The sequence below is a fragment of the Moorena producens 3L genome (genome assembly GCF_000211815.1).
GTDB classification, from domain to species: domain Bacteria; phylum Cyanobacteriota; class Cyanobacteriia; order Cyanobacteriales; family Coleofasciculaceae; genus Moorena; species Moorena producens.
The window spans coordinates 1-26,119 of record NZ_GL890926.1 but is presented as its reverse complement, the minus strand read 5'-3'; the positions used below and the strand labels follow the sequence as shown (position 1 = coordinate 26,119).

The window sequence follows — 26,119 nt, the reverse complement described above, 5'->3', positions numbered from 1 at the left end:
TCCCGTAGCGGCTCCATTCGCGTAGCGTTGCCCATTCGCGTAGCGTTGCCTTTTGGCCAAGGCCAAGGAGCATCGCACTGGGTGCATCTCCTAAAAGTTGTTTGACCCAGCTATCATCCCACTATTTTGCTGGATACAGGCTTATTGGTGGCTTTCTATGATTCAGCCGATCAACATCATGGTCAGGTGGTATCGCAAGCAACCCTTTGAACGAGTCTTTCGTCCTTCTTCTAATATAAGCGCGTTCCGGTAGCGTGGCCTACGGCCAATCGCTTTTTTCAAAACCTTTAGCAATTGTGTTCCCGTAGCGGCTCAATGCTCGCCCATCGCTTCTGTGAGCTACAAAGAATTTTTTCCTACTCCCTACTCCCTACTCCCTACTCTCTCTCCTATTCCTTACCAAATATCCTTTGTCCAAGGTTTAACCTACTTCTTGCTTTGAATTCCTCTGCTTCTCTTAACACAGGATTAATATCAAACCAGCGCTCACCCTGATAGTGATATTCAAAGACTAACATACTTTTAAGTAGGATTTGATACTCTTCTTCTCCTCTTACATTTTTATGTTTTGCTACCTGGTTCAATAACTCCCACTCATCATCAGTAATGGTTGAAATTAAATAATTATCTCTTTCCTTAATCACCTCTTCCAAACACCTTTGGGATAAAGGTGGGTCTTCTTCCCGAAGACAATTGCTGAGAAGTCCTAGCAAGTTCCGTACATGACCACCACTAATTGCACACAGTCGATCGAGAGTTGCAGGACTATCAAAAATTTCTGAGATTGCCTTAAGTCGTTCCTCTGGAGGAAGGTTAGGAAATGCTCTTGCTAAAATCACTTGTCGCATTAGGGCCATTCCTTCATGACACTCGCTACCATCTCGTAGTCTTACTGGAATCATCGGTAAAACTTCGGGATCTGTTCCAAAGTAATTTCTTAGCTTTTCAAACTCTTTTGAGAAGGTTAATGCCATTGGCATGGTATAAACTACATGGCAGCTTAGCTGCTTGAACTGCTCTGCTCGATCGATAAACAGATGCTCTTGTTGATTACGCCCGGTTGTAGGCATTAGCCTATCCATCACTCGGTCAAGATTATCGACAATTACCACTAGCCCTTCCTTTCCTCTTTGTTTTAATTCTTCTATCCCAGGCTGTATTAGCTCAATATTGATTGCTTCGATAAGACTACTTACACCTGGCTCTAGATACTCTCTTAGCTGACTGCGAAGCGTGGGATTTTCTTTAGCTTTAGCAGTGATTTTACCAATACCAAAAGATAGGCTAAAACTCTCTTGATCATCTAAATCTAAGGACACTGGTGTTTTCAATAAATCCGTGACATCTGCCAGAATCTTTTTAAATCCTCCCGGTCTTTTGTTTATACCAGCTTTTTCCAAGTTCGCACTGATGTTACGGGCAATGGATAACAAGATATCAGTCACATCAGCATCTGCCATGTCAATATCTTGACTAGACCCAAAGTAAACGGTATGAAATCCTTGTTCTTCCAATTCCGCCTTAAGTCTCAACAATTCTGTAGTTTTACCGCAGCCAATATGACCGGTAAAAAGTTGACAGGTTGGTTCATCTGGTGAAAGGAGAGTAATCGTCCGCAGCAAACTATTAAACTGGTTACCACGCACCGCAGAAAAATCTATATAGTATCTCTGATCCTCAGCATACCCTACGTTAATTGTTTTTCCAGGATTTGAAGCCCTGTATAATCGCCTAATATCTAACCCTGGCTGATGTAATCTTTCTTGATAGGTTTCAATTTCTTTTAGTTTATCCTGAGCTAACCCATTGTCAGGTTGAATTATCAGTATTGGCGCAAACTGCTCCTTGGCCAGTTCAAACTTTCGTTGAGTCATTAAATATAGGCCGTAACCTTGGAGCGATCGCACATAGTCTTCTTCTACACGATTTGAATCAATCTGATAGGCTCGTTTGTAAAGCTCTACTGCTTTACTAAAATCTCGGGTTTCCAAATATCCCTCAGCTAGCTCAAACAGAGCCTTGAAGTAGTTGGGATTGATTGACAACGCTTGCTCATAAAGGGGAATGGCATTTTTCAACAAGTTGTAGCCCTGTAAATCAGTGGCTGATTGGTAGACGCTCTCTGCTGCTGGTTCAAGCTTTTCCAATTCCCAGATCTCCCGTTGGAGAGGATGTTGCTTAACTAACCAACGACGTACCAATTCAACTTTCACCCGATAGCTATCAGCAGTTTGGGATAATAAATTTAACCCTTGTGCAATATCTAAAAAATCCCATTCAAGCAGTTGGTTCTCCGCCTGTATTAATGACTTGGTTTCAACAACGCCATACTCTTTCAGAATCACCAATGGTTCTTCCACAAACTGATCGTCTCTTAAATCAGCTCTTTTCTGGGCTTCTGCAACCGCTGAAAATATTACCCGTTCCGGGATTGGCAGCCCTTCTCGAAACCAGGGCAATCCTCCCCCACCAAGTTCAATGGCCTGATCCACAACTGCTTTAACATCCCCAGGAGTAATCTGGTGTTGAATTTTGGCTCGTAAAAACACTGCATAACATAGCAATTGAGTGCAATAGGGATGCCCTGCGGACAAGTCAATAATTGCTTGTATTGAATCCTGGCTATAGACTAACGACCCTTTAGCTGGCTCAGTAATCAACTTTTCCGTATCTTGGAGACTAAGTAAGCCAATTTTATAGGTTGGTGCTCTTCTGAATAAGCTCAGCAGCTTTGTTAGATCATCCGGCTGACGCCCTATCACTGGGATGATCACCAGTTGCTTATGTTGAGTTAACAGAGATTGTAAATAAGGAAAAAAGGTTTGAACTGAAGAAGTTGGATCATAGCTATTCAAGACATCAAACTCGTCCAACATTAGTACTATAGTCTTTTCCCCTAAACCCTGATAAATTTCAGGCAAAAAATTCTGGGAGAAGATACTGGGATTGCTGGCTAAATCTGCTTCACTTGGTAGTTTACCATAGTCCAACTCTAGCTTAAGGTGATTGAGCAGGTGATTAATAATTGTCTCAGCCAGGAGATGCAATACATTGCTGAGGGCTAAGTGCCCTTTGTCTTCAAGATTAAAATAGATGAAGACAAATTCTTCAGATTGAACAAGGTTGGGAATCTGTAAAAGAACCGATGATTTACCAATCCGTCTTTGACCATGCAACAGGATAACCCTTTCACCCTGGTTTAAATTATCCTCGACAAATTGGATCAAGGTTTCTCTGCCAAAGAAAGACTTTGGCTCAGAGATAGCTGAACCAACAATATAAGGATTTCTCCGAACTGTTGCTGTGGTCATATCAATCTTGGTGATTTGCGAAAGGTTTCCTATTTGTGAAAGTGATTAGCTTTTAATTGCTCCTTTCGGTATAGCAGCCATGACCTTACCAATCCATTCAAATATATCTGGTATTTTATCTTTATTTTTCCAGATTAAACGAATTATCTCTTTAACCTTTTCTGCTTGCTTATGACTCATCAAGTTAAGAAAAACCTTCTGACGCTCTTGTAATTCGGTTTCGGTACTGTTTTGAATGTTTTTAACCACCCACCATTCCATTAGTGATGAAGCAAAGGAGTAAGTCGCTTTACCGGCTTGCTCTTCTCGTTTGATGATTCCTCTCGTTTCTAAGGCATTCAGTTCTATCTCTTTTTGGCTAAAAATAGTCTCAATGCCCCTCAGAGCATAGCGCTTATCGGATAATCGACCTTCTAAACTTGACAAAGCAATTAGCATCAGTAAAATCTTCTCTAGGTCATTGCAAAGCTCCCAGGTAGCTTTAAAAAACTGTTCAGTTGCACTTAGAAAATCTCTGGCAAAGGTCTTAGGGTCAGGTACTCGATTAGCTCGCAATTCTTGATAGAGAAGATAACCAGCATTCTGTAGCAAGGCGGGATTTCCATCAGCAATTTCCCGAATTCCGTCTCGTAAAGCTGGTGTGATTGGCATACCAAGTAGTAGGGCAGCCACTTCGTTATCAGTAAATGGCTTGAGTGGTTGAAATAAATAATGGTTATACCAAGGAGATTTATCTGGGGTGAGTTGAGGTCCCAATTCACTCAGACGTCGAGACGATGCTACAATCATTGAGATATATTTCCTTTCGATACCAGAATTCGCAATACTGCGACATTCATTCACAAAGGCTTCAATATCAGCTTCCTGGTAACCGTCGTTTGTACGCAAAGCAACATCGTAGTCATCCACTAGCAATAGTAAAAATTTGTGGGATTCTCCAAGCTTACGTAATAGCTGGCGTAGATGACTGGAAGTGAGGTTGTCTTGATCAAGGAATTGGTCAATATCAGTCTGTAGCGTTGGATTACTGTCTAGTTGACTTTTTATCTCGGTCAAGATTTGTCGCCAGAAGCTATCAGCATTAAACGGTTGAATACTTAGGCAATTTAGAAGTACAATTACTGCTGCTTCTGGATCTTGGCCTTGTAGGTGCCAGACCTCAGGTGAGGTCAATAGTTCTAAGAAGGAAGTCTTGCCAATTCCAGGTCCACCCCAAACTGCCAGATTACCACGACTAGAGATTTGATCGAATGCTATTTCAATCTGAGACTCTCGTCCCACAAAGCGTTCTGGGAGAACGGGTTGTCCTACGGTAAAGGGGTTTTGAGCCATGGTGATGGATTCTGAAAGTGTTTCTTAAGCGGCTATTGTGTCTATCTTTATTATGGCCAACTTCCTTAGCTAGGTTGTGCCATGGCAAAACGTTATTTTATTCCACACATCTTACTTTACCAGATTCTGGTTGGGATTTTTTGCGTTCGCGTAGCGGCTCTTACCGAGCATCGCACTTCCTCTCCCCCCTGTTGCCTATGCCCTGCTCCCTATTCCCTGCTCCCTGCTCCCTGCTCCCTAAAACCCAATAATTTTTGCCTCACCCAATTCAAAACTTCTATCGTTCAATCAACTCTCCATCAAAATCAACCTCAAAGCATCTAACTCCACATACCATGGCTCAGGCCAAGCTTTAATCTGATGCCATTTTTCCTTAAAAACTTCAGCTTGGAGGTGGTATTGTTGAGGATTCCTAGAAGGAGTATATAAATTCAGATAAAGTGTAACTCGGTGCTGGGTTTCACTCATCGTCACCAGCCAACAGGGAAACGTATTGTCGTGATTTGGCTCTTTTAGAAATCTCAAATGATGGGCACGGATGCCAACATAGGCTAAGGATTTCCTGATCGGTTCCACCACTGAGAGACTACAGTTCCAGTCCAGGGCTTGAATTTTTTGGTGGTCAATGATTTCAACCCGAGAAAAGTTTTTACACTCCGTTAATTGTGCTACTCTAAAACTAGGAGGATGCTCAAAAATAGCTTCTTTAGAGTCATAACCAATAACATTTCCTTCGGAAAGTACTAACAGATTACCACAAACCCGGTAAGCTTCCTCTAATTTATGGGTGACGAAAAGAGTGGCTCCTTGATAATTAGAGAAAACTTCCGTTAGTAGCATTTCGATCTGATTCCGTAGATAGGTATCAAGGGCAGAAAGGGGCTCATCTAATAGTAACGCTTCTGGTGCGATCGCCATTGCTCTTGCCAAGGCTACCCGCTGCTGCTGTCCCCCAGAAAGTTCGTGAGGATAGCGGTTTTCCAATCCCTGTAAATGCATCAATTCAATATATTTCCATACCCGTTTATTCCTTTGGGGTTTGGGCAATTCCTGCAAGCCAAACCCGATGTGTTCAGCAACATTCATGTGGGGAAAGAGGGCGTAGTTTTGAAAAACAAAACCAATGCGACGTTGGTGAGGAGGAAGATTAATACCCTGTTTGGAATCAAACAAAACTCTTCCGTTCAAGACAATGCGGCCTTGAGTGGGTGTAGCCAAACCAGCAATACACCGTAGCGTCATACTTTTACCAGAACCAGAAGCCCCTAAGATTCCTAAGGGCTTACCATTAGCAGTAAATTTAGCATCTAGGGTAAAGCTAGAGCTTACCTCTTTTCGTAACTCTACTAACAGTCCTTGACTTGGTTCTATATTAGATTTTTTCCCTGCTCCCTGCTCTTTTCCCCCCTGATTAAGGGAAGCTCTAGTCCCCCCCTTAATCAGGGAAGTTCTTGTCCCCCCCTTATTAAGGGGGGTTAGGGGGGATCCCTTACTTACTTCTATATTAGATTTTTTCCCTGCTCCCTGCTCTTTTCCCCCCTGATTAAGGGAAGCTCTAGTCCCCCCCTTAATCAGGGAAGTTCTTGTCCCCCCCTTATTAAGGGGGGTTAGGGGGGATCCCTTACTTACTTCTATATTAGATTTTTTCCCTGCTCCCTGCTCTTTTCCTCTCTGATTAAGGGAAGCTCTAGTCCCCCCCTTAATCAGGGAAGTTCTTGTCCCCCCCTTATTAAGGGGGGTTAGGGGGGATCCCTTACTTACTTCTATGTTAGATTTTTTCCCTGTTCCCTGTTCCCTGTTCCCTGTTCCCTGCTCCGAAGTCCCTACTCCCTGTTCATAGTTAATGATAGTGATTGCCACGAGAGCGATCGCTACCATGATCAACACCCATAGTAGTGCTTCCCCCATCCTCCCGGCTTGGGCTGCAAAAAAGATAGCGATCGCAATGGTTTGGGTTCTGCCAGGAATACTCCCGGCTAGCATTAGAGTAGCGCCAAACTCTCCCAAAGCTCTAGCAAACGCCAGAACTGTCCCCGCCATCACCCCTGGCCAAGCCAACGGTAGCAACACTTGCCAAAATACCCTACATTCAGAAGCCCCCAAGGTACGGGCACAATTAATCAAATCCTGATTGACTTGTTTGAAAGCTGCCAATACAGTTTTATACATCAAAGGAAAGGCAACTACAGTAGCAGCAATCACAGTCGCAGGCCAAGACAAGATTACAGATATTCCCAATTGCCTCAATAGCTGTCCCACTGGGCTATTTCTACCTAGTAACAACAGTAATAAAAAGCCAACTACTGTAGGCGGTAGCACTATCGGAAGGGTTAAGATACTATCAATAATTCCTTTACCTTTCCCTTGATAGCTAAACATCCAGCCCGCTACTGTAATTCCTAGAAAGAAAGCCAAGATAGTAGCCAAGCCAGCAGTTTTTAGGGAAATCCATAAAGGAGATAAATCTTCCATAGTGTTGAACAAAGAGTATGGGTAGTGTGGCAAATTGCGTAGGGTGCGTTAGGGAAGGGCTCGAACTGATTTTTCGCCTCGTCGTCAGCCTTAGCAAGCCCGTCCCGTAACGCACCACCAGGGGAGAGAGAAGAAGTATTTTTCGATAATTTGGTATATTTAAATATAGCGTTTACTAGTCTAATAAGGTACATAAAAATTTTTTATTTGTTCCCTGTTCCCTGTTCCCTGTTCCCTGTTCCCTATTCCCTATTCCCTACTCCCTACTCCCTACTCCCTTATCTGCCATAGTAAACCCATACCTCAAAAATACATTTTTAGCTGAATCACCCATAAGAAACTGCACAAACTGGTTAGCATGATCAGGGTTTTTAGACTCCTTCAATACCGCTACTGGGTAGATAATCCGGGAGTAAGACTCTGGCGGAGCAGTAGCAACTCGTTTAACTTGGTTTGATACCTCAACATCTGTTGCATACACCAATCCAGCATCCACATTACCGGTTTCCACATAAGATAGAACTTGGCGAACATCTTTGGCAAAAACCAACTTCGGTTTGAGCTGGTCAAACATATTAAGAGTAGAGAGAACTTCCTTAGCATACTGTCCAGCTGGTACACTTTCCGGGTCTCCCATTGCTATTTTACTGATGTTATCAGACCTTAAGTCCTGAAAATTAGAGATACCAGTCTCGTCTTTAGGACTAATTAAAACTACCTGATTATTAAGAAGACTTTGCCTGGTACCTTCTAGTAAAAGCCCCTTAGATTCCAGAGCAGTCATCTGTTTCGGAGCTGCTGAAATAAAAACATCCACTGGCGCTCCCTGTTCGATTTGTTGCTGCAACGAACCAGAGGATGCAAAGTTATAAATAATTGTAACGTCTGGTGTTTGCTTAGTGTAGAGTACTTTGATAGCTTTCATAGCATCTTGTAAGCTAGCAGCCACTGATACCGTTAGGCTCACCACTTCTGGCTGTTGATTGTTAAGGCTAGGAGCACCGCAAGCTATTAAAACTAAGGATAGACTTAAGTACAACAACCATGATCTAATTAAGGATTTAACCATAAAACTGAGTAGTAGAGTTATAGCGCTTTTTAGTAAGCGTGAGGTTCATTTAAATTTTATTCCCGATTCCCGACTCCCGATTCCCGATTCCCTACTCCCTACCCAATTAGATACTTAACAACGGGAGCATGTCACCTTTGTAATTAGGTAAATAGATCCCCCCTAGCCCCCCTTAAAAAAGGGGGGAATTAGATTCAAAAGTCCCCCTTATTAAGGGGGATTTAGGGGGATCTAAATCAGGGATTAACAAAATTGACATGCTCCCCTTAACAACAAAAAAAATAGCCGTATAAATCATGTCCACGGCTATTTCAAGTCCACAGTAAGTGGAGTTAAATCGCTCTCTTGATGCAGTCGCTCATGGGGGAAACCCCCAAGACCGCGCTGCATCGCTATGTCACTCAGTTCCCGAACCCATCGAAATATGATCCTATTTAATCATACCGGAACCTTGGTTTTTGCCAAGGGGGGAGAAACCCCCCGAAAAACTAACGTTTTAACGTAGCATCCAATACTTAGTGATGATAGTAATCACCTCTCCTGGCATGCCCGTAGGTTGCAGAGGACTCCACTCGGAAGCCTGTGCGTAGCCCATGGCAGAGAGGGTATGAATAGTATTAGTTACTGCTTGACGAGGCCCCTTTAAAATGTGCTGAACAGGTTGTTCTTTTGGGAAAAGATCTTCAAGATTAATGCCAGGAATTGGATGTTCAGGATTATTGTCGGGGTTAGGGATAAATTCTTGCGACATAGCTCAAGAGTTGAATTTTGTTTATATGATTATTGTAATGATTATAGTATTAATTTGTCAAGGGGTTTTTATAATTTTTTTGGGGGTTATTTTAAGGGTAAAAAAAAAGCGATCGCGTAGCGGCTCTTTCAGAGCATCGCAAAGATTATGCGATCGCTTTTTTTTGTATTAATTTTAACGATAGACCTGTTCTATGTTGCCTACCTTTACAGATAAACTTTTTACTTGGTGCTCTTAATTATTTATCCCTTCTTTTCAAAACTGAACCAGCCCCTAAAGCAGTAAGTCCCAGTAGCGTTAATCCAGAAGCCGGTTCAGGGACACTAGTTGGATCAACCCAGTATAGCGCTAATCCAGAAGCCGGTTCAGGGACACTTGCTGAATCAAGCCAGTTTGAGGGAATGTTGGTGATAGTTTCGCTAAAATTAGGATTGGGATCAACATCAACCCAGTTTGAGGGAAGGTTGGTGATAGTTTCGCTAAAATTAGGATTGAGATCAACATAGATAGTTGGAGGAAAGAAGACTGAGTCACGAGTAAACCTAATTCCTGACTCTCTGTTCCAGCTAAGGGTCTGACCTCCTAGGTCCATAAACCTACCAAAATCGACATCTAGAGTCCAATTATCAGGGGTAGCTTTAAACGTAGTAACAAAAGTTCTAGGAATAATAGGGAGAGTAGTAGGCAAAATTTCAAAAGTAAGATCAGAACCTACTGTAGTAACAAAGGTTCTAGGATCAAGAGTAACAGGAAAAGGCAAAGGTTCAAGCGTATCAGAACCTAGTCGAGATGAATCTTCTACATCAAGAGACCAAGAGAGTAATTCTCCTTCAGTAGTTTACTCAACAAACCCTTCGTAATCTTTAGTTTGGGAAAAAGGTTCTAGTGTACCACTAGACTCATCCAATATAAATATAGACGGCAGACCAAATCTAGGAGAAGACAACAATTCAAGTTCGCCACTGAATTCGTGCTTGATTATCTGGAAAGCAGCAGCGGGTAAAACTCCAACAGTAGCACAGGTTAAAGCGATAGCAGTAGTAACAACACCTAATTGTTTATAAAAATTAATCAAAGAAATTCTCCTGGTTGAGTAAGTAGACAAATTGAGTTAATTGCACCACAAAGTGGGCAATTAAGATTTTGGATAGTTTCCCAAAAAATCTCAAGCACCGAATAATTTATCACACAGACGATTTAATCTGGTAAAACTTTAACCTTTACGCCGAATTATTCTTTTGGCAAAAAAAATAACTCGATCACATTTGCTAAAATTAGACTATCACAAAAAATAACAACAGGGGAAAGATTAAATTAACTTATAGGCCATTTTACTGACTTCTATTTTTTGGGATAGCGTCTGCATCTGCCGCCCGTTTATTTGCAATATTGATACATTATTTGTAAGTTATATCAGCCATTACAAGTATATATAACAAAAAAAAAGTCCATAAAAATGGACTAAAATCGCTCTATATTTAGTTAATATAACTTAACCATAATCCCTTATTATTGCTGCTTTCTTTTCAACAATGAACCAGCACCTAAAGCACTAAGTCCCAGTAGCGCTAATCCAGAAGCAGGTTCAGGTACACTAGTTGGATCTGGCTTTGAGGGATCCTTGGTGATCGTTTCGCTAAAAGTAGGATTGGGATCAACATAGACAGTTGGAGGTAATAGCGAACCCCCAAGAGTAAAGGTAATTCCTGAGTCTCTGTTCCAGGTAAGAGTATAAGCCCCGGCATCAACAGCCCTACCAAAATCGATATCTAGAATCCAACTATCAGGGGTAGCGTCAAAGGTAGTAATAAAGTTTCTAGGAGGAACAGGAAGAGGAGAAGGAAAAGGAGAAGGCAACGGTTCAAGGGTAATATCAGAACCGACTTGCTCTAAGCCTTCTACATCAAGAAACCAAGAGAGTAATTCCCCTTCAGTATTGTACTCAACAAACCCCTCGTAATCTCTAGTTTCGGGAGGAGGCTCTAGCAGAAAATCAGGAAAATCCGATAATTCAAGTTCGCCGCTGAATTCTTGGTTAATTATCTGCTCAGCAGCAGCCGGTAAAACTGCAACAGTAGCAGAGGTTAAAGCGACAGCAGTAGTAACAAGTGCGAATTGGTGAGAAAGATTAGTCACAGAAAGTATCCTCGTTCAGTATGTGTAGAATAGGGAATAGGGAATAGGGAACAGCGGATCTGGGAACAGGGAACGGTAGGAAAGAGTGTAAGCATTCAGCTAATGCGCTACGTCCACGCTACGGGAACAGTTTTTGAAGAAAATAGGTAAGATTTGGATAAAGGCCAGGCTACGGGAACGTTTAATCTGAGTTACGCCTGAAAGCTGACAGCTGAGGGCTGAATGCTTACGAAATAGTTAACAGGATTTTTTTGCTATGATAAATTATTATGATTTATCAGAATCGATTTAAAAAAATAGAGTTAGCTTGAATTATACTTACCTTTAAATTCTATGTCAATACTTTATCAAAAGCCCTAAAAGTGCCGATGCCAAATTGCCTGATTAGTATAGGATTGATAATATATAAAAGGGAACAGGGAACAGAGAACAGGGAGTAGTGATGCAGTCGCTGATCGGCGAAACGACAATTCTTGCTGATCTCAATCTCCATCTCTCCATCTCCGTACTCCCTAAGACGAAAGTCCCTCACCTAATTGAGAAGCACTACAGTCTATAATATGTAAAGCGCAATAAAAACTAGGAGGTGATCGTGATGCTGCTCAACTACCAATACCAGGCTTATCCAAGTAGTCAACAAAAACTAGAACTAAATGATTGGCTACGGATTTGTCGGTACTGGTACAACTGGCAGTTGGGCGATCGCTTTCGGTGGTGGAATGAAAACCGCACTGCTGTTAATTCTTGTCCGTTGATTACTTATCTACCAGAACTCAGAGATAACCCCGGTTATTTCAGTCAAAAAAAGCTGTTACCAATCTGGAAAAAAGACTTGGTGACAGTTGTCCATTCAGGTGAATTGCTGGACTTTACCCGAGTTCCGGCGAATACTTTACAGGACGTATGTAAAGGGAATCCGGTTATAAATAGCTCTATAACTAATAGTACCTCAAAGGAAGTTTTAGTAGCTCTAAGGAGTGCTAGAAGCTTACACTTAACGGATAGTGAAGTGTAGGAACGTCACCCATGCCAAACAATTGGATCACCAAATTTGGTGATCATGACCGTAAGGGATACTTCTAGGGAGCTGTTATGGGATTGACCACAGGTCACGCGGGGCGCGTTCGCAAAATGGTAATATTTTTATGGGATTGACCAAAAGTCACGCTACGGGATTGACTGAAAGTCACGCTACGGGATTGACTGAAAGTCACGCTACGGGATTGACTGAAAGTCACGCTACGCGATCGCAAAAAAGGGATAGGTTTAGGTAGCTGCGTTTGCGATTGACCTTTGGTCACGCGGGGCGCGTTCGCAAACAAGGGATGAGTCTAGGGAGCTGCTACGGGATTGACCAAAAGTCACGCTACGCGATGAAGCGTTCGCAAAGCGTGGCCCAAAGGCCTCAGCTTCCGCGCTTATGCGATCGCTAATTTATTCTTACTAAGCCTGTTATAGTAGCAGTCATCTTTTCCTGCTCCAGCCAAGGTATTATATTATATACCGATAATTACCCTTAATCAAAATCTCCCCAAACTCCCCAAACTTTGACTGCAGCGCCGACCTGCGGGGGTTATCCCCACTCGCTATTGCATCAAGACACAGCAAGATTGTTAATACTACCCAAAGTCGAAGAAAATGCCACAAAATATTGATTAAAGAGTTCTATTAATCGACCAACGGCCCATAGGGAAGGGGAAAAAAGCTTGGGTCGCTACCGTCTTCAAACCAGTAGTGTATATGACCTTCTATAAACTCGTCGCGGCTGATGGAACCGTTGCCATCAACATCAATGCTATCGAAAGCCTGATCGGCTCGCTCAGAGTCCTCTTCACCGAAATATATGGCCAGATACTTCCGGTACTCTTCACTGGATATCTCTCCGGAGTTATCGGTGTCGATGAGATCAAAGAAGACTTCGTTCTTGCGCCTAGCCACTTCCCGTGCCGATTCGACCAAGGTGACTGCCTTCGCAGCGTTGGCGAGGCACTCTTCTTCGCTGATTCTGGTGTTGCCATCGACCGGAGCCCCTCCAGCCATCATGTTCTTAAACAGGGCGCGAAACAGCTCCTGGATTTCTTCAGACCTCGACGGATCACCTCCAAGTTCCACCAACCTATCTGCGGTATGTTCGTAGTCCGAGAGGGACAAAAATCCATCTCGATCGACATCCATGGCCTGGAAGAAAGTTTTCACCCTGGCAACCCAAACACTGGATGACAAAAACTTTTCTGGAGACATTTTTCCTAAATTCCGTAATAAAGCCCGGATTATTTTACCAGCCTCGACTGGGTTTTGTCAAGACGGTGCAGGTGCTATGTATCTTTGCTAGGACTATTAAAAGATTGATTATAGGGAAACAGAGTATCCAGTAATCGGTTCAAGCTCCCCTGCCCATGAACAGTAGGTTGAGTCTTAGGGGCTGGTGATTCTGTCTGCGACTCCGCCGTCGTCTCAGCTTCAATAGTTTCTGTGGTATTGGTATCTGTGGTATTGGTATCTATAGTATTAGTCTCTGTTGTATTTGTCTCTATAGAATTGGTATCTGTAGTATTAGTCTCGGTGGTATCTGTAGCCACCGTATTACTGGTGGATGGCACTTGACCATTCACAGATTCAGTGGTAAAGCTTTGATCAGGTAAAGTTGATGACGACTCCTGAGGTTTCTGCTCCAAGCTATCAGGAGTTGGTTGAGACTCTTCCGGTAATGGACGCCCCTTATCCCCCAACACGGAGGCTGATGGTACCACTTGTAAGGATTCTACAGAATGATTCCAAATTGTCGTCAGGGAGCCAATACTAGCATTAGCGCCAATTTTTCCCTTCCCCACGACCAGAACCCCAGCTCCCAAACTCGCTCCTGATTCCACCTCCACAGTACCTTTGTGAGCATGAATAATTGCTCCCATACCGATACAAACACCGGCTGCAATCGTTATTTTACTGTCTGGATCCGCTCGCAAAATTACCCCTGCTGAAATAGCAGCACTAGGATCAATGCTCACATTTCCTTCCACGTGTATATGAGAATTATTACTCAATAGAAGTTTAGGCAAGTGCATAATTTTGGGCACAGTAGACTTCGCTGCAATTGTCGGGGTAAAGAATTCTGGGTAAAGGGTTTTAGGATTAAATTTGACTCTAGCACTATCATTTTTGATGGCTTCTTTACCGTTGCAAGAAGTCTAATAGCTATCAATAAGCTGGTCTTGATTTAAATTGAATGATTCTGACAGCAAGGGATTAGGGGGATAGGGTTTGACGGTTTTTTTTCTAAGGGATGCAGTGCGGTATTGGGGCTTCCCCCCATCTACCCACACTTCCCACACTTCCCACACCTCCCACACTTCCCCCTCTTTCCCTGTTCCCTGTGCTATAATTATGGATTACGGCTTTTGAATCAGCGTCTCTAGAACACGCCGTTTAGCTTTCGGATCAATACCAATCAACCTTACATACTCACCCGAATGTTCAACCAAGCAGGTTTCTAGACCTTCAACCACGTCTGAAACCTGAGTAGAATCAATGGGGGAGCAACTCTGCCAAGAGCTGGTGCGGAATCGACGTTTATCCGCATGTTCAGTACCAATGCGAAAACCTTGGGACAACAAGTTACGAATCTTATCAATGATATCTTGACTCAAGGATGAACCAGAAGCGCTGCTGCCATTAAATCCTGAGGATTGCGTTGAACGGGGAGTATAGCTACTACTACTAGGGGCAGATTTAGCACCAGGGTTGACAGTGTCCCCAGGTTTTTGAATAATCTTTTCCATCACCCGGCGCTTAGCTTGCGGGTCAATCCCAATCAGTCGGACATACTCACCAGCGTGGTCTGCCAAACAAGCTCCCAGGTCTGCCACAGCCTGTGATACGTTATCGGAGTTTATGCCAGGAGCACTCTTCCAGGAACTAGTCCGGAAGCGACGCTCATCAGCATACTCAATACCAATGCGATACCCTTGGGACAACAGTTGACGAACTAGATCATCCACTGATGCCTCTAAGCCATTGTTAGATACAGCCGCAGCAGGTTGGGGAGCAGAGCTGTAGGGGCTGTAGCTGCTTGAACCAGATCCACTGGAACTCCGAGACACTTGGCCACCCGGTTTTTGGATAATCTCTTCACACACCCGGCGTTTAGCTTTCGGGTCAATCCCAATTAGTCGGACATACTCACCAGCGTGGTCTGCCAGACAATCACCCAAGGATTGGAGCACTTCTGATTCACGATCGGAGTCTATTCCGGAAGCACTCTTCCAGGAACTAGTACGGAAGCGACGCTCATCAGCATATTCAGCACCAATTCGGTATCCTTGGCCTAACAGTTGACGAACTCGTTGTTGAAGCTCTGAACTTAATCCTGTATTTGAAGACATTGATCTGAAAGATTTATGGGAACTATCAGGGCTACTATGACCATTAGAGTCAGCATTTTCGGCAATTTCCTTGCGGATGGGCATCATGCAGGAATCATCCTCTGCACACTGATAACCCGCCCGCAATGCCTCATTGATTGCCACCACATGGTTAGCAAACGTTCTATCTTGCTCTTCTACATCCGGTAGTCGGTCAGCTTGCTGCTGATTAGTAATCACCGCTCCGGAAGGCACATATTTACCGGGAGGAATTTCGACATCCTGAACAAGGGCATGCATCATCACAATACAGCCCTTGCCAACTCTAGCATTAAACACCGTAGAGCGAAAGCCAATAAAGCAATCATCCCCAATATAAGCAGGACCATGAATCAGGCTCAAGTGGGTAATTGATGCATTCTTGCCAATCCAGACCGAGTACTCTTTCTGGTCATCCCCAACAACCCGACCTTCTTCAAGACCATGAATCACAACACCATCTTGAATATTAGTGCCTTCACCGATGTAAAATGCTCCCCCTTCATCAGCTCGAATCGAGGTTCCCGAAGCAATCAATACATTGGCCGCAATCTCTACATTTCCAATGATGTTGGAAAAAGAATGCACATAAGCTGTGTCATCAATTTTTGGTTCGGCCAGATTCCTTGACCACGGTGTTGGGGGAGCTGCCTGGGTGCTAAATGCCATAGATGTTTTCCTCCTAATTTTTATTTGAGATACACTGTCATGAAATAGATTTTTGTCAAGCCCCACACTTGAGGATTGGGGTTAGTTATTTCTGCTGCTCCCACTCGGGAATTGTAATCACGCAGAAATTGCTGGATTGTTAATAGTTAACCTCTACCGTTATGGCTTATCGTTACAAATAACTGCTTTGGAAAGCTATAGGGCTCAAGTCAGAATCGAGCAATGGATAACCAGGGATAAGCTACTACCCAAAGCTACTACCCAAAGCTACTACCCAAAGCTACTATTGTCCGAACCTACTCACTAATACTGGTCTTTTTTGCTGTAGAGCATGCTATTGTCCACACTGACCGTGTCAATAATCCCCACCACCATAGCGTCGATGGGACGCTTGTCACTCTCACCGACTTGCCGAGCCGCGCTGCCACGGCTGACTAGCACCCACTCATTTATACCAGCACCGACTATGTCAGCTGCGACCTCATACTTGGGGAGTGGTTCTCCTGCATCATCTAGGTATTGCAGGAAAAGGAATTTAGTTCCTCTAAGACTAGGATCTTTATAAGTACTAACGACCGTGCCTCGGACCTTGGCAATTTGCATTGACCTAACTTATAACAGGACTTGGGGTGACAGGACTTGGGGGGAGATGGATTAGGGAGCAGTTATATGGCGAAGCCAAAACTAGTGGATCAAGCAATCTCTCCCCTCATGGTAAGCACATCCCCTACTTGACACCGGCATGTATTGAATCTCAAATTGACGGACGATTATGGACGGTTCATCGGACGGATGGCGTTAGTACTCTCCCGGAACTGTTCCACATCTTCGGTATAACGAATTGGTAGAACATACTCCAGGTTTTCGTGAGGTCGAGCAATAATATGGGTAGATAATACCTGACCGCCATTAACACGCTTAACGTTATCAACCCCAGCGGATACGGAGGCTTGCACCTCAGACACATCTCCCCGCACAATCACGGTTACACGAGCGCTACCAATTTTTTCATAACCCACAAGGGTGACACGAGCCGCTTTCACCATAGCATCTGCGGCTTCTACAACCGCTGGAAAACCAAGGGTTTCCACCATTCCCACAGCAATTGACATGAATTTTACTCCTAGACGTTTATCAAGATTTTGATCAACCCACGCGCTGACCACACGTGGGATGGTTGTGACGGCATATAAGCGCTCTTTGCTAAACCTATAGTCACTGCATACCAACCAGTTCAGCACCCAAGCTTGTGCCAATTGCCTCTAGACTCTCTATGGTTTTTAGGAGCATCTTGGCTAATAGCTACGGAACTGTTCCACAGCTTCGCTGTAACGAATTGGTAGGACATACTCTAAGTTTTCATGGGGACGAGCGATGATGTGGGTTGATACCACCTTACCTCCATTCACCCGGTTTGCTGATTCTATCCCAGCGGATACGGAAGCTTGCACTTCGGAAACATCTCCCCGCACAATCACGGTTACACGAGCGCTACCGATTTTTTCATAACCCACAAGGGTGACGCGAGCGGCTTTAACCATCGCATCAGCTGCTTCTACAACAGCTGGAAAGCCCTCAGTTTCAATCATTCCAACAGCAATTGGCATTTCGCTTTTCTCCTAGTGGATTAGTCAAATAATAGTGATGAACGCTCCCTAACTCACCTGGCAGTGTAGTTAGGGCAGTGTAGTTAGGGTTTCTGTGGCATTGCAGATAACTTAGGACTTACGAAGTTTAGTTGGTTTTGCCCCCCTGCCCCCCCAAGCGAGGGATTGTTCGCTTGGGGGGTAATGATGTCAAAGTCCCCCAGAATTGGGGGATTTATGGGGCACTTGCGTAAGTCCTGTAACTGCAATGTTGCCGGGTAAATCGGCCTTTTCGATACACCGTCAGAACGTGAGCCGACCAAGCCCATTGCAGGTAGCTAACTGACCTAGCTAACTGACCTAGCTAATTCACCTAGCTAAATCAGGTAGCTAAGTGTATTGGTCGTGCTTCTGTGCTTCCCTTGCTCCCCGCTTAATCCGCCTCATGGTTAGTTTGGGGGGGATTAAAGGGTGGAGGGGGGTGTGGGTTTGCCTGACCAAAAGTCATTGTTTCCCTGGCTTTTCGGCCAAGCTACGCTAACACCCCGGCTCAAACAAAGATAGTAGACGGGGAATGCCCCCAACATCTTTGTTTAAAGGACAACCAAAACTAAGCATAGAGAACCTTGGCGTATTTGACAATATAAAATATGATAATACTTCTTAATGAGAGACCTTAACAAAACTTAACATTCCGAGGGGGTCAGCTAGATTAGTTAACGAAAATTAACCGTTTTGGAGAATGGTTGCTTTTGTTTTATAATTTTTTTATAACTTTTAGATAAGTAATCCTCACTAAGCGCCAGAATTTGAGTGCGGTCACCGAGTTCCTGGGTTACGACACGGGGAACTGGGTCGCTCTAACCTGACTAAGGAGAGATGGGTGGATAGATGGCTTGTCAAGCCTGATTTGAGCTTTAATACAAATGCTTGATCAGTTGTCAAGCCCGACTTGACCTTTAATCAGTTAGCGTTATCGGTTCTATAAAGGTTACTTGTCATGATGTCAATAACCACGTTTTATGGTAATGATCAAAAAAATATTATGGAAAAATCTGCCTGGATTATGTCCAAGATAACCCTTAACTGATAAAGTTATAAAAATACTAATGATTTAAGACAAATCACCACATTATTAGCTGTAAACCGAGGAAAATCGTAACTTTAAAAATCCGTTTGGGCTAATTAGTACCGATTTTTATTTAATTGATTCAATGAAATGATGAGGTCAAGGCGTGATGACTGAGTTCCTTACTCAGACTATTTGGGTAGTTCCTATTTACAGTTGGATTGGGGCATTTTTAACTATCCCCTGGGCAACAGGAATAGTGCGTCGTACAGGACCAAGACCAGCGGCTTACTTTAACCTGTTGATGACACTTTTCGCCTGCATTCATGGCTGGCTAATCTTCCAGGCTTCATTACAAGAAGCCGTGCAAGAGATACAGTTTCACTGGCTAATGGTTGCTGATATTGACATATCCTTTGTTCTGGAAGTCTCACCAGTGAGTACTGCAGCAATGGAGTTTATCACCAGCCTAAGTCTATTGGCTCAACTCTATGCTCTTGGATATATGGAGAAAGATTGGGGATTAGCTCGCTTCTTTGCCCTGATGGGGTTTTTTGAAGGGGCATTGATTGGAATTGTCTTGAGTAATTCCTTATTCCTGACCTATGCTCTGTTGGAGATGCTCACGCTGTGTACTTTGTTAATTGTGGGTTTTTGGTATGCTCAGCCTTTAGCACTCAAAGCTGCCCGAGATGCTTTTTTAACCAAGCGTGTAGGAGATATCTTGCTGCTAATTGGGGTGGTGAGCTTAGCCACCTTTGCGGGAAGCTTAACCTTTTCAGACTTGTATACCTGGGCTTATTCAGCTAATCTACCGCCACTCGTAGGTAACTTACTGGGATTGGCTTTGATTGCTGGTCCAATTGGTAAATGTGCCCAATTCCCCTTGAATTTATGGTTGGATGAGGCGATGGAGGGACCGAATCCCGCCTCAGTACTTCGGAATTCCTTGGTGGTGACTTGTGGTACTTATGTGCTGATTAAACTGGTGCCGATCGTGACCATGATCTCACCGTTGACCTTATCAGTGTTAGTAGTTATTGGTACTATCACAGCACTAGGCACCTCAATGGTAGCGATCGCACAAATCGATATTAAGCGATCGCTTTCCCATTCCACCAGCGCTTACATTGGTTTAGTATTTATCGCGGTTGGAATGCAGCGCTCTGATATTGGTGTGATTTTACTGGTTGCCCATGCCTTTGCTAAAGCCCTGATGTTTATGAGCATCGGGGGGGTAATCTTGAACACCAATAACCAAAATCTAGCTGAAATGGGGGGCTTAGGGTCAAAAATGCCCGCTACTAGCACTGCCTTTGCCGTGGGTATCGTTGGTCTGATTGGACTTTTCCCCCTGGGTGGCTTTTGGGCAATGAGTGAAGGGATTAACGCCTTTTGGTTTGATGCCCCTCTTCTGGTCATACCCTTTCTCTTCGTTAACGCAGTTACTGCCTTAGGTTTAGTCCGGGTGTTTCGGCTCGTTTTCCTAGGGAAACCCCAAGCGAAGACCCGTCGAGCACCAGAAGTACCGTGGGCTATGGCATTACCAATGGTAGCGTTAACCATACTGACATTGCTGGTACCAGTGCTAATGCGTCCGATGGAATTGCTATCGGAATGGGAGTACCTCAATCCCCTAGCCGAGGTAACCTTGGTAATCTCTGGTGTCGTAGGTTGCACTGCAGGGGCTTTAATTTACCTACCCAGAACCTGGTCGCGGTCAATTCGGATGCCGTTGAAATTGTTCCAAGACCTATTCGCCTATGACTTTTACCTGGACGAACTGTATCGTTACACCATCGTGTTTGCTGTTCTCCTATTTTCCAACATTACAGCTTGGATCGATAGATATATCGTTGATGGGTTAGTCAATCTGGTTGGTTTAGGAACAGTATTTAGTGGTCAAGGCCTAAAATACAGCGTTTCCGGTAAATCACAGTTTTATGTACTGACTATCCTATTAGGAATCAGCTTATTGGCAATCTTCATCACTTGGCCCTTGAATCAGTGGTCTTTGAGTCAGTGGTCTTTGGAGCAGTGGTCATTGTTCATAGGTGATTAGTTGAAGGTTAGCTGGTTGAAAGTTAGCTGGTTGTTCGCGTAGCGTGGCCTTTTGGCCAAGGTTAGCTGGTTGTTCGCGTAGCGTGGCCTTTTGGCCAAGGTTAGCTGGTTGTTCGCGTAGCGTGGCCTTTTGGCCAAGGTTAGCTGGTTGTTCGCGTAGCGTGGCCTTTTGGCCAAGGTTAACAGGTTGAAAGTTAACAGGTTGAAAGTTAACAGGTTGAAAGTTAACAGGTTGAAAGTTAACAGGTTGAAAGTTAGCTGGTTGAAGGTTAGCTGGTTGAACGCGATCGCGTGGCCAATAGGCCAAGGTTAGCCCTTTAACTGTTGAAGCTTCAACCCCAAACAACCTTTAACCCTAAACAACCTTCAACCCTCAACCCCAAACAACCTTCAACCTTCAACCCCAAACAACCTTCAACCTTCAACCCCAAACAACCTTCAACCTTCAACCCCAAACAACCTTCAACCTTCAACCCCAAACAACCTTCAACCTTAAACCCCATGACAACAGTTAGTAAACAAATGATTAGGAGACTGGTCGATTTATGTTGAGTGCCTTGATTTTGGTACCAATACTGAGTGCCGCTATAGTGGGGTTTTGGCCCGGGAATGTCACTGCTAAAGCAGCTCGTCAAATTTCCTTGGTAGTTACTGGTGGTATTTTCCTCTGGTCAGTAATATTGATGACCATGTTTAACCCCGGTGACGTGAATCTACAATTTCAGGAAAATCTTCCTTGGATTCAGGCGATCGGTTTGACCTATAGTTTAGGGGTAGATGGTCTATCATTGCCCTTACTGATCCTAAATGGTCTGCTAACCGCAATTGCCCTGTACTGCACAGATTCCAACGTCATTCGCCCTAGGTTGTATTACGCTCTGATGCTCTTGCTGAATGGCGCTGTTGCCGGTGCCTTCCTAGCTCAGGATTTACTGCTGTTTTTTATCTTCTATGAGCTAGAACTCATTCCCCTATATTTGTTGATTGCCATTTGGGGGGGTAAGCGCAGAGGCTATGCTGCAACCAAGTTTCTCCTCTACACAGCCCTTTCCGGAGCCTTGGTTCTAGCGTCATTCCTCGGCTTAGTGTTTTTGAGTGGTTCCTCTAGCTTTAGCTACACCGAGACCAGGGAGCTGGCATCATTACTACCCGTTGCTCAGCAATTAATTCTCTTAGGAGCGGTTCTAATTGGCTTCGGGATTAAAATTCCCTTTGTGCCATTCCATACCTGGTTGCCAGATGCCCACGTGGAAGCATCAACCCCAGTTTCAATTCTATTAGCTGGTGTGCTCCTGAAATTAGGTACCTATGGTTTGTTGCGGTTTGGCTTAGGTTTGTTTCCGGAACCTTGGACAATTCTGGCACCTTGGTTGGGAATTTGGGCAGCAGTAAGTTCCCTTTACGGAGCGTTCAATGCCATTGTCCAGAAAGACATGAAAAAAATGGTGGCATATAGTTCTGTCGCTCACATGGCATACATTCTGTTAGCTGCTGCTGCTGCCACTGAGTTAGCGTTGGTATCCTCAGTTTTACAGATGATCAGTCACGGTTTAATATCAGCGCTACTGTTTTTATTAGTCGGTATCATTTATAAGAAAACTGGCTCACGGGATATCACTATCCTCAATGGTCTATTAAATCCGGAACGAGGTATGCCAGTAGTTGGTAGTTTGATGGTGCTTGGTGTAATGGCTAGTGCTGGTATCCCTGGCATGGTGGGATTTATCTCTGAGTTTCTGGTCTACTGGGGTAGTCTCCAGGTATTACCAATCCCAACTATCCTATGCATGCTCAGCACCGGTTTAACGGTTGTTTACTTTTTACAACTAGTTGGTGGAGCCTTCTTTGGTCGTCTCGCTACTCATTTAACTGATTTACCGACCGTTAAGTTCACAGAACAATTACCAGGGCTGGTTTTAGCGCTATTGATTGTGGTTCTGGGACTACAACCAGGATGGTTACTTAATTTAAGTGAACCGATCACAGCAACTTTGGTAACGACACCACCGAATGTAGCTGTGAAGGTATCAACCAATAGTTGAAGGTTAACCCGTTGAAGGTTAATAGGTTGAAGGTTAACAGGTTGAAGGTTAGCTAGTTGAAGGTTAACAGGTTGAAGGTTAACAGGTTGAAGGTTAGCTGGTTGAAAGTTAGCTGGTTGAAAGTTAGCTGGTTGAAAGTTAGCCCTTTGACTGTTGAAGCTACCCTTCGGGAACGCCAAAGGCGAACAACCAAACAACCTTCAACCTTCACCCCGAAACAACCTTCAACCTTCAACCCTTCGGGAACGCCAAAGGCGAACAACCAAACAAGCTTCAACCTTCAACCCTTCGGGAACGCCAAAGGCGAACAACCAAACAAGCTTCAACCTTCAACCAAACAACCTTCAACCAAAACAAACCTTCAACCTTCAACAACCTTCAACCAAACAACCTTCAACCCGAAATAACCTTCACCCTAATTATTATGTTAGTTAGCCAGAAAACCAAACAAAAGCATCCCCTAGAGGAGTATATACAGCGACTACAAACTGGTAGTGCCCTGCTATCGGATTCCCCAGAAAACCTTATGGAAGTAGTGGGTATACTTCACAGTTACGGGATTGTTTTAGATGCTTACTCCCGCAATCTTATCTACACTGCCGATCATCAATTTTTAGTGTTTTTTCCCTTCTTTAAATACTTTAATGGGGAGATTTCATTCTCAAAGCTTTTACGTCATTGGTGGCACGACCGAATTAACTTTGAGTACGCTGAATACTGTATGCGCTCGATGTTATGGCACGGTGGTGGGGGGTTAGATACTTATCTCGATACCGATGAATTTGAGCAACTATGTGCCAAAGCAATTCAGGCAAAGTTTAAGACCAATCCCCTGATGCTGGGAATGAACAAGCTATTTCCTGAATTCTTGCCCGAACAAGTGCGAATGCTTGCCTATTACAGTGGATTAGGGCAATTCTGGCGGGTGATGAGTGATATATTTATGTCCCTATCTCAGGGCTATGACCAAGGGGAAATTAAGTCGATTCCCCAAGTGGTAGACCATATTAAAGCAGGGTTAGTCGCAGCAGCAAACAAACCCATTACCTATGCCCCTAAGATTGGGGATAAAAGGTATGAGATTATTCCCGAATCGGTTGGTTTGACCTTCCTGTCTGATACAGGAATACCCTATGTAGAGGCAATTTTCTTCCGGGGAACACCCTTTCTGGGCACAGTATCTCTCAATGCCCAAGCGTACCAGATTTCCCCAGATCAAACTCGATTTACCTATGGCGCGTTGTATGCTGACCCATTGCCTATTGGTGGTTCTGGAATTCCACCGACATTGCTGATGCAGGATATGAGGCATTATCTACCCAACTATCTCAGAGATTTTTATATGCGATCGCATCGGGGTGAAATTGACTTGCGGGTTAGAATTTGCCAAACCTTCCAGAAATCTATGTTTTGTGTAACTACAGCTGCGATTTTGGGGCTAGCCCCTCATCCCATGGATACCACGGATCCTGCTGAACTTGACGAAAATCGAGCGTATTTGGAATACTGGATGGATCGATTTATCCCCTCCCGGTTGAGAGCAGCTAATGGTCAAATGACCAACGCCTAAAACTGCCCATTACCCTGAACTACGTGTTTAAGGGTAGTGAGAGTCTCCAGGCTAATCATGCCGCTATGATGTCCTTTTTGGTTAGACATACCTAGAAACACGGAGTCTCCTGGTTGCGGATTCCGTGAAAATCTTGGTGAAGAATTAATGTAAACCGATGCACTATCTACACCTAAGGCAAACTGACGGCTTTCCTGATAAGAATCTGTCACCAGGCAGTCAGCATGACCGCTGCTATATTGATTAATCCAAGCAATCCCTGACTCTATGCAATCTACCACTTTCAACGCAATAGTTTTGGTCAAATAGGCTTGACCCCACTCGGATTCTGCTGCTAAGGTCAATTGTTCAGGAAACTTAGCCACTAGATGGGCATCACCTCTGAGTTCAAAACCGTTTTCCTTGAGGTTGTTCAACAGGGTAACTAAGGCAGAGGTTTTTTGATTCTGGTTAATCAGAATTTTTTCAATAGCATTGACCGGATCCGGCTGACTGGCGTGGCTATCTAAAACCATATGCCTAAGCAGATCGACGTTACCATTAGCAGACCAGTAAAGGTAGCAGTTACCAATGGCCGATTGCAAAACTGGTGCAGTTGATTGCTGGATCACCTGCTTGAGCAGGGTTGGTCGTCCGTGGGGAATTACCAAATTCAGATATGGATTTTGAGTGACCAAATCCCGAATCGAAGCTCCCTGTCCAGAGGGGAATAGTTCCAGACATCCCGTTGGCAAACCGACCTCATCCAAAGCATTTTGCAACGCTTGAGCAATCACCTGGTTAGATTGACTGGCTTCGCTACTGCCTTTGAGAATCAGGGAGTTACCAGTTTTGAGACAAAAGCCTGCGGCAATTGCACCTAGTTCAGGGAATGCCTCATAAATTAGAGCAATCACTCCCAACGGCATTAGCTGACAGTAGGTCTGAGATTGGTCAGTTTGATAGGAAGCGTTCATCACCCGCCGGATTGGATCAGATAAATTTCCAATCCTTTCCAGGATCCCGATAGCCATCTGTAGCCTTTCTGGTGTTAGCTTCAGCCAGTCCAAAATTAGGTCTGGCACTGCCATGTCCCTACTGGTTTCCAGATCTAGGGTGTTAGCTTCCAAAATATCATCAAAGGAGTTTCCCATTGCTTGAGCCATGGCCTCGATGCCACGAGAGCGCTCTTCTCCCTTGGTGTTTGCCAATGCCCGAGAAGCATGGTGGACACTGGCCATTAAATCATGTAACTTCGAGGCCTTGCTCCCAGAGTCTGTGTTCATTGTTAGTTAACGCCGGTAAGCTAGCCAAACCATCATAGCCGGAAGTACTGCTAGCAGTACTGCCAGTAATGCCCATACTATGATACCTGGCCCTTTTTGGGAGTGAAGTGCCAAAGGCAACCAGACAATCAGCAGAACTAAGACAATACCCAACGCTACAGGTAAGTAGCTTTCCCCAAGACTACCATGGATTGTATTCCAACGATGTCCTGTCCAAAGCCAAGCTTTTTTATAGGGGTAGTGGGTGGATAGTTGCTCAATCACATAACCACTTTCGTCTACCACAAAAATTTGCTGACAGCGATTGCAGCCAAGGGCTTCGGTCAGTGTAATTGGCACTAAATGACCCCGACGCCGACAAGGGCAGGGATACTCAGAGTTTAAGTCAA

Annotated in this window: 26 protein-coding genes; 9 read left to right on the top strand and 17 right to left on the bottom strand. The window is 44.2% G+C overall.

Going from position 1 to position 26,119, the window contains the following annotated elements:
- Positions 1-389 precede the first annotated feature (389 nt).
- Both LYNGBM3L_RS49385 and LYNGBM3L_RS15595 read right to left on the bottom strand, forming a co-directional pair.
- The gene (locus LYNGBM3L_RS49385; protein WP_008185105.1) at positions 390-3,311 is read right to left on the bottom strand and encodes an AAA family ATPase; all 2,922 of its coding nucleotides are present in this window, start codon (positions 3,309-3,311) and stop codon (positions 390-392) included.
- 45 nt (positions 3,312-3,356) lie between these two features.
- Positions 3,357-4,643, bottom strand: a complete 1,287-nt coding sequence (locus tag LYNGBM3L_RS15595) for an AAA family ATPase (RefSeq protein WP_008185103.1) — start codon at positions 4,641-4,643, stop codon at positions 3,357-3,359.
- A gap of 81 nt (positions 4,644-4,724) precedes the next feature.
- On the opposite strand from LYNGBM3L_RS15595, the gene LYNGBM3L_RS40840 reads away from it, so the two are divergent.
- Positions 4,725-4,967 (top strand): hypothetical protein, encoded by a 243-nt coding sequence (locus LYNGBM3L_RS40840; protein ID WP_131827178.1) that lies wholly within the window; start codon positions 4,725-4,727, stop codon positions 4,965-4,967.
- Here the strand turns inward: LYNGBM3L_RS40840 and modB are convergent.
- Entirely contained in the window at positions 4,932-7,115 is a 2,184-nt protein-coding gene (gene modB / locus LYNGBM3L_RS40835; protein ID WP_008185101.1) for a molybdate ABC transporter permease subunit, read from the bottom strand. The genes LYNGBM3L_RS40840 and modB overlap by 36 nt on opposite strands.
- A gap of 256 nt (positions 7,116-7,371) precedes the next feature.
- The gene (gene modA / locus LYNGBM3L_RS15585) at positions 7,372-8,184 is read right to left on the bottom strand and encodes a molybdate ABC transporter substrate-binding protein (RefSeq protein ID WP_008185099.1); all 813 of its coding nucleotides are present in this window, start codon (positions 8,182-8,184) and stop codon (positions 7,372-7,374) included.
- On the opposite strand from modA, the gene LYNGBM3L_RS45790 reads away from it, so the two are divergent.
- The gene (locus tag LYNGBM3L_RS45790; RefSeq protein ID WP_165691811.1) at positions 8,099-8,302 is read left to right on the top strand and encodes a hypothetical protein; all 204 of its coding nucleotides are present in this window, start codon (positions 8,099-8,101) and stop codon (positions 8,300-8,302) included. The genes modA and LYNGBM3L_RS45790 overlap by 86 nt on opposite strands.
- A gap of 378 nt (positions 8,303-8,680) precedes the next feature.
- On the opposite strand, the gene LYNGBM3L_RS15580 is transcribed toward LYNGBM3L_RS45790, so the two are convergent.
- The 4 genes from LYNGBM3L_RS15580 to LYNGBM3L_RS15565 all read right to left on the bottom strand — a co-directional run bounded on the left by LYNGBM3L_RS15580 (position 8,681) and on the right by LYNGBM3L_RS15565 (position 11,071).
- The gene (locus LYNGBM3L_RS15580) at positions 8,681-8,935 is read right to left on the bottom strand and encodes a hypothetical protein (protein ID WP_008185096.1); all 255 of its coding nucleotides are present in this window, start codon (positions 8,933-8,935) and stop codon (positions 8,681-8,683) included.
- Between the two features lie 238 nt (positions 8,936-9,173).
- Entirely contained in the window at positions 9,174-9,695 is a 522-nt protein-coding gene (locus LYNGBM3L_RS15575; protein WP_008185094.1) for a PEP-CTERM sorting domain-containing protein, read from the bottom strand.
- A gap of 78 nt (positions 9,696-9,773) precedes the next feature.
- On the bottom strand, positions 9,774-10,010 hold the full coding sequence (locus LYNGBM3L_RS15570) for a hypothetical protein (RefSeq protein ID WP_044493403.1): 237 nt from the start codon (positions 10,008-10,010) through the stop codon (positions 9,774-9,776).
- Between the two features lie 434 nt (positions 10,011-10,444).
- Positions 10,445-11,071, bottom strand: coding sequence for a PEP-CTERM sorting domain-containing protein (locus LYNGBM3L_RS15565; protein ID WP_008185090.1), 627 nt, complete (start codon positions 11,069-11,071; stop codon positions 10,445-10,447).
- 595 nt (positions 11,072-11,666) lie between these two features.
- Here LYNGBM3L_RS15565 and LYNGBM3L_RS15560 point away from each other — a divergent pair.
- Together LYNGBM3L_RS15560 and LYNGBM3L_RS48710 are read left to right on the top strand one after the other, a co-directional pair.
- Positions 11,667-12,086 carry a helix-turn-helix domain-containing protein gene (locus tag LYNGBM3L_RS15560; protein WP_008185088.1) on the top strand — a complete coding sequence of 140 codons (420 nt, stop codon included), beginning with the start codon at positions 11,667-11,669 and terminating at the stop codon, positions 12,084-12,086.
- A gap of 130 nt (positions 12,087-12,216) precedes the next feature.
- Positions 12,217-12,345 (top strand): hypothetical protein, encoded by a 129-nt coding sequence (locus LYNGBM3L_RS48710; protein ID WP_267872045.1) that lies wholly within the window; start codon positions 12,217-12,219, stop codon positions 12,343-12,345.
- A 394-nt stretch (positions 12,346-12,739) separates the two neighbouring features.
- Here LYNGBM3L_RS48710 and LYNGBM3L_RS15555 read toward each other — a convergent pair whose 3' ends face one another.
- From LYNGBM3L_RS15555 to LYNGBM3L_RS15530, 6 genes are all read right to left on the bottom strand, one after another.
- A complete protein-coding gene (locus tag LYNGBM3L_RS15555) occupies positions 12,740-13,312 on the bottom strand; it encodes an EF-hand domain-containing protein (RefSeq protein WP_081431912.1) in 573 nt (190 codons plus the stop codon).
- A 74-nt stretch (positions 13,313-13,386) separates the two neighbouring features.
- Positions 13,387-14,133, bottom strand: a complete 747-nt coding sequence (ccmN, locus tag LYNGBM3L_RS15550) for a beta-carboxysome scaffolding protein CcmN (protein ID WP_008185082.1) — start codon at positions 14,131-14,133, stop codon at positions 13,387-13,389.
- Positions 14,134-14,457: 324 nt separating this feature from the next.
- Positions 14,458-16,137 (bottom strand): beta-carboxysome scaffolding protein CcmM, encoded by a 1,680-nt coding sequence (gene ccmM, locus LYNGBM3L_RS15545; RefSeq protein WP_008185078.1) that lies wholly within the window; start codon positions 16,135-16,137, stop codon positions 14,458-14,460.
- Positions 16,138-16,440: 303 nt separating this feature from the next.
- Entirely contained in the window at positions 16,441-16,740 is a 300-nt protein-coding gene (ccmL, locus tag LYNGBM3L_RS15540) for a beta-carboxysome shell vertex protein CcmL (RefSeq protein WP_008185074.1), read from the bottom strand.
- A 167-nt stretch (positions 16,741-16,907) separates the two neighbouring features.
- Positions 16,908-17,249, bottom strand: coding sequence for a carbon dioxide-concentrating mechanism protein CcmK (locus LYNGBM3L_RS15535; protein ID WP_044493402.1), 342 nt, complete (start codon positions 17,247-17,249; stop codon positions 16,908-16,910).
- A gap of 183 nt (positions 17,250-17,432) precedes the next feature.
- Positions 17,433-17,744: a carbon dioxide-concentrating mechanism protein CcmK gene (locus LYNGBM3L_RS15530; RefSeq protein WP_008185070.1), complete on the bottom strand. Its 312-nt coding sequence runs from the start codon at positions 17,742-17,744 to the stop codon at positions 17,433-17,435.
- A gap of 1,217 nt (positions 17,745-18,961) precedes the next feature.
- Here LYNGBM3L_RS15530 and LYNGBM3L_RS15525 point away from each other — a divergent pair.
- The gene (locus LYNGBM3L_RS15525) at positions 18,962-20,854 is read left to right on the top strand and encodes an NAD(P)H-quinone oxidoreductase subunit F (protein ID WP_008185066.1); all 1,893 of its coding nucleotides are present in this window, start codon (positions 18,962-18,964) and stop codon (positions 20,852-20,854) included.
- Here LYNGBM3L_RS15525 and LYNGBM3L_RS45785 read toward each other — a convergent pair.
- The gene (locus LYNGBM3L_RS45785) at positions 20,834-21,160 is read right to left on the bottom strand and encodes a pentapeptide repeat-containing protein (protein WP_131827179.1); all 327 of its coding nucleotides are present in this window, start codon (positions 21,158-21,160) and stop codon (positions 20,834-20,836) included. The two genes, LYNGBM3L_RS15525 and LYNGBM3L_RS45785, sit on opposite strands and share 21 nt — an antisense overlap.
- A gap of 17 nt (positions 21,161-21,177) precedes the next feature.
- Between LYNGBM3L_RS45785 and LYNGBM3L_RS40825 the strand changes: the two genes are divergently transcribed.
- From LYNGBM3L_RS40825 to LYNGBM3L_RS15505, 4 genes are all read left to right on the top strand, one after another.
- Positions 21,178-21,405 carry a hypothetical protein gene (locus tag LYNGBM3L_RS40825; protein WP_131827180.1) on the top strand — a complete coding sequence of 76 codons (228 nt, stop codon included), beginning with the start codon at positions 21,178-21,180 and terminating at the stop codon, positions 21,403-21,405.
- On the top strand, positions 21,399-22,895 hold the full coding sequence (locus tag LYNGBM3L_RS15515; RefSeq protein ID WP_008185062.1) for an NADH-quinone oxidoreductase subunit M: 1,497 nt from the start codon (positions 21,399-21,401) through the stop codon (positions 22,893-22,895). The genes LYNGBM3L_RS40825 and LYNGBM3L_RS15515 overlap by 7 nt, the downstream gene beginning before the upstream one ends.
- 153 nt (positions 22,896-23,048) lie before the next feature.
- The gene (locus LYNGBM3L_RS40815; protein WP_131827181.1) at positions 23,049-23,330 is read left to right on the top strand and encodes a hypothetical protein; all 282 of its coding nucleotides are present in this window, start codon (positions 23,049-23,051) and stop codon (positions 23,328-23,330) included.
- Positions 23,320-24,465, top strand: a complete 1,146-nt coding sequence (locus tag LYNGBM3L_RS15505; RefSeq protein ID WP_008185059.1) for a CO2 hydration protein — start codon at positions 23,320-23,322, stop codon at positions 24,463-24,465. The genes LYNGBM3L_RS40815 and LYNGBM3L_RS15505 overlap by 11 nt, the downstream gene beginning before the upstream one ends.
- Here the strand turns inward: LYNGBM3L_RS15505 and LYNGBM3L_RS15500 are convergent.
- Together LYNGBM3L_RS15500 and LYNGBM3L_RS15495 are read right to left on the bottom strand one after the other, a co-directional pair.
- Positions 24,462-25,730 carry a glutamate-5-semialdehyde dehydrogenase gene (locus LYNGBM3L_RS15500; protein WP_052308445.1) on the bottom strand — a complete coding sequence of 423 codons (1,269 nt, stop codon included), beginning with the start codon at positions 25,728-25,730 and terminating at the stop codon, positions 24,462-24,464. The genes LYNGBM3L_RS15505 and LYNGBM3L_RS15500 overlap by 4 nt on opposite strands.
- 6 nt (positions 25,731-25,736) lie before the next feature.
- Positions 25,737-26,119 (bottom strand): hypothetical protein (locus tag LYNGBM3L_RS15495; RefSeq protein WP_008185054.1); only part of this gene is annotated, 383 nt, incomplete at its 5' end.

Coding starts and splice junctions, on each gene's coding strand:
- LYNGBM3L_RS49385 (WP_008185105.1), bottom strand. CDS start 3,311: ATGACCACAGCAACAGTTCGGAGAAATCCTTATATTGTTGGTTCAGCT.
- LYNGBM3L_RS15595 (WP_008185103.1), bottom strand. CDS start 4,643: ATGGCTCAAAACCCCTTTACCGTAGGACAACCCGTTCTCCCAGAACGC.
- LYNGBM3L_RS40840 (WP_131827178.1), top strand. CDS start 4,725: ATGGCAAAACGTTATTTTATTCCACACATCTTACTTTACCAGATTCTG.
- modB (WP_008185101.1), bottom strand. CDS start 7,115: ATGGAAGATTTATCTCCTTTATGGATTTCCCTAAAAACTGCTGGCTTG.
- modA (WP_008185099.1), bottom strand. CDS start 8,184: ATGGTTAAATCCTTAATTAGATCATGGTTGTTGTACTTAAGTCTATCC.
- LYNGBM3L_RS15580 (WP_008185096.1), bottom strand. CDS start 8,935: ATGTCGCAAGAATTTATCCCTAACCCCGACAATAATCCTGAACATCCA.
- LYNGBM3L_RS15560 (WP_008185088.1), top strand. CDS start 11,667: ATGCTGCTCAACTACCAATACCAGGCTTATCCAAGTAGTCAACAAAAA.
- LYNGBM3L_RS48710 (WP_267872045.1), top strand. CDS start 12,217: ATGGGATTGACCAAAAGTCACGCTACGGGATTGACTGAAAGTCACGCT.
- LYNGBM3L_RS15555 (WP_081431912.1), bottom strand. CDS start 13,312: ATGTCTCCAGAAAAGTTTTTGTCATCCAGTGTTTGGGTTGCCAGGGTG.
- ccmN (WP_008185082.1), bottom strand. CDS start 14,133: ATGCACTTGCCTAAACTTCTATTGAGTAATAATTCTCATATACACGTG.
- ccmM (WP_008185078.1), bottom strand. CDS start 16,137: ATGGCATTTAGCACCCAGGCAGCTCCCCCAACACCGTGGTCAAGGAAT.
- ccmL (WP_008185074.1), bottom strand. CDS start 16,740: ATGCAAATTGCCAAGGTCCGAGGCACGGTCGTTAGTACTTATAAAGAT.
- LYNGBM3L_RS15535 (WP_044493402.1), bottom strand. CDS start 17,249: ATGTCAATTGCTGTGGGAATGGTGGAAACCCTTGGTTTTCCAGCGGTT.
- LYNGBM3L_RS15530 (WP_008185070.1), bottom strand. CDS start 17,744: ATGCCAATTGCTGTTGGAATGATTGAAACTGAGGGCTTTCCAGCTGTT.
- LYNGBM3L_RS15525 (WP_008185066.1), top strand. CDS start 18,962: ATGACTGAGTTCCTTACTCAGACTATTTGGGTAGTTCCTATTTACAGT.
- LYNGBM3L_RS15515 (WP_008185062.1), top strand. CDS start 21,399: ATGTTGAGTGCCTTGATTTTGGTACCAATACTGAGTGCCGCTATAGTG.
- LYNGBM3L_RS15505 (WP_008185059.1), top strand. CDS start 23,320: ATGTTAGTTAGCCAGAAAACCAAACAAAAGCATCCCCTAGAGGAGTAT.
- LYNGBM3L_RS15500 (WP_052308445.1), bottom strand. CDS start 25,730: ATGAACACAGACTCTGGGAGCAAGGCCTCGAAGTTACATGATTTAATG.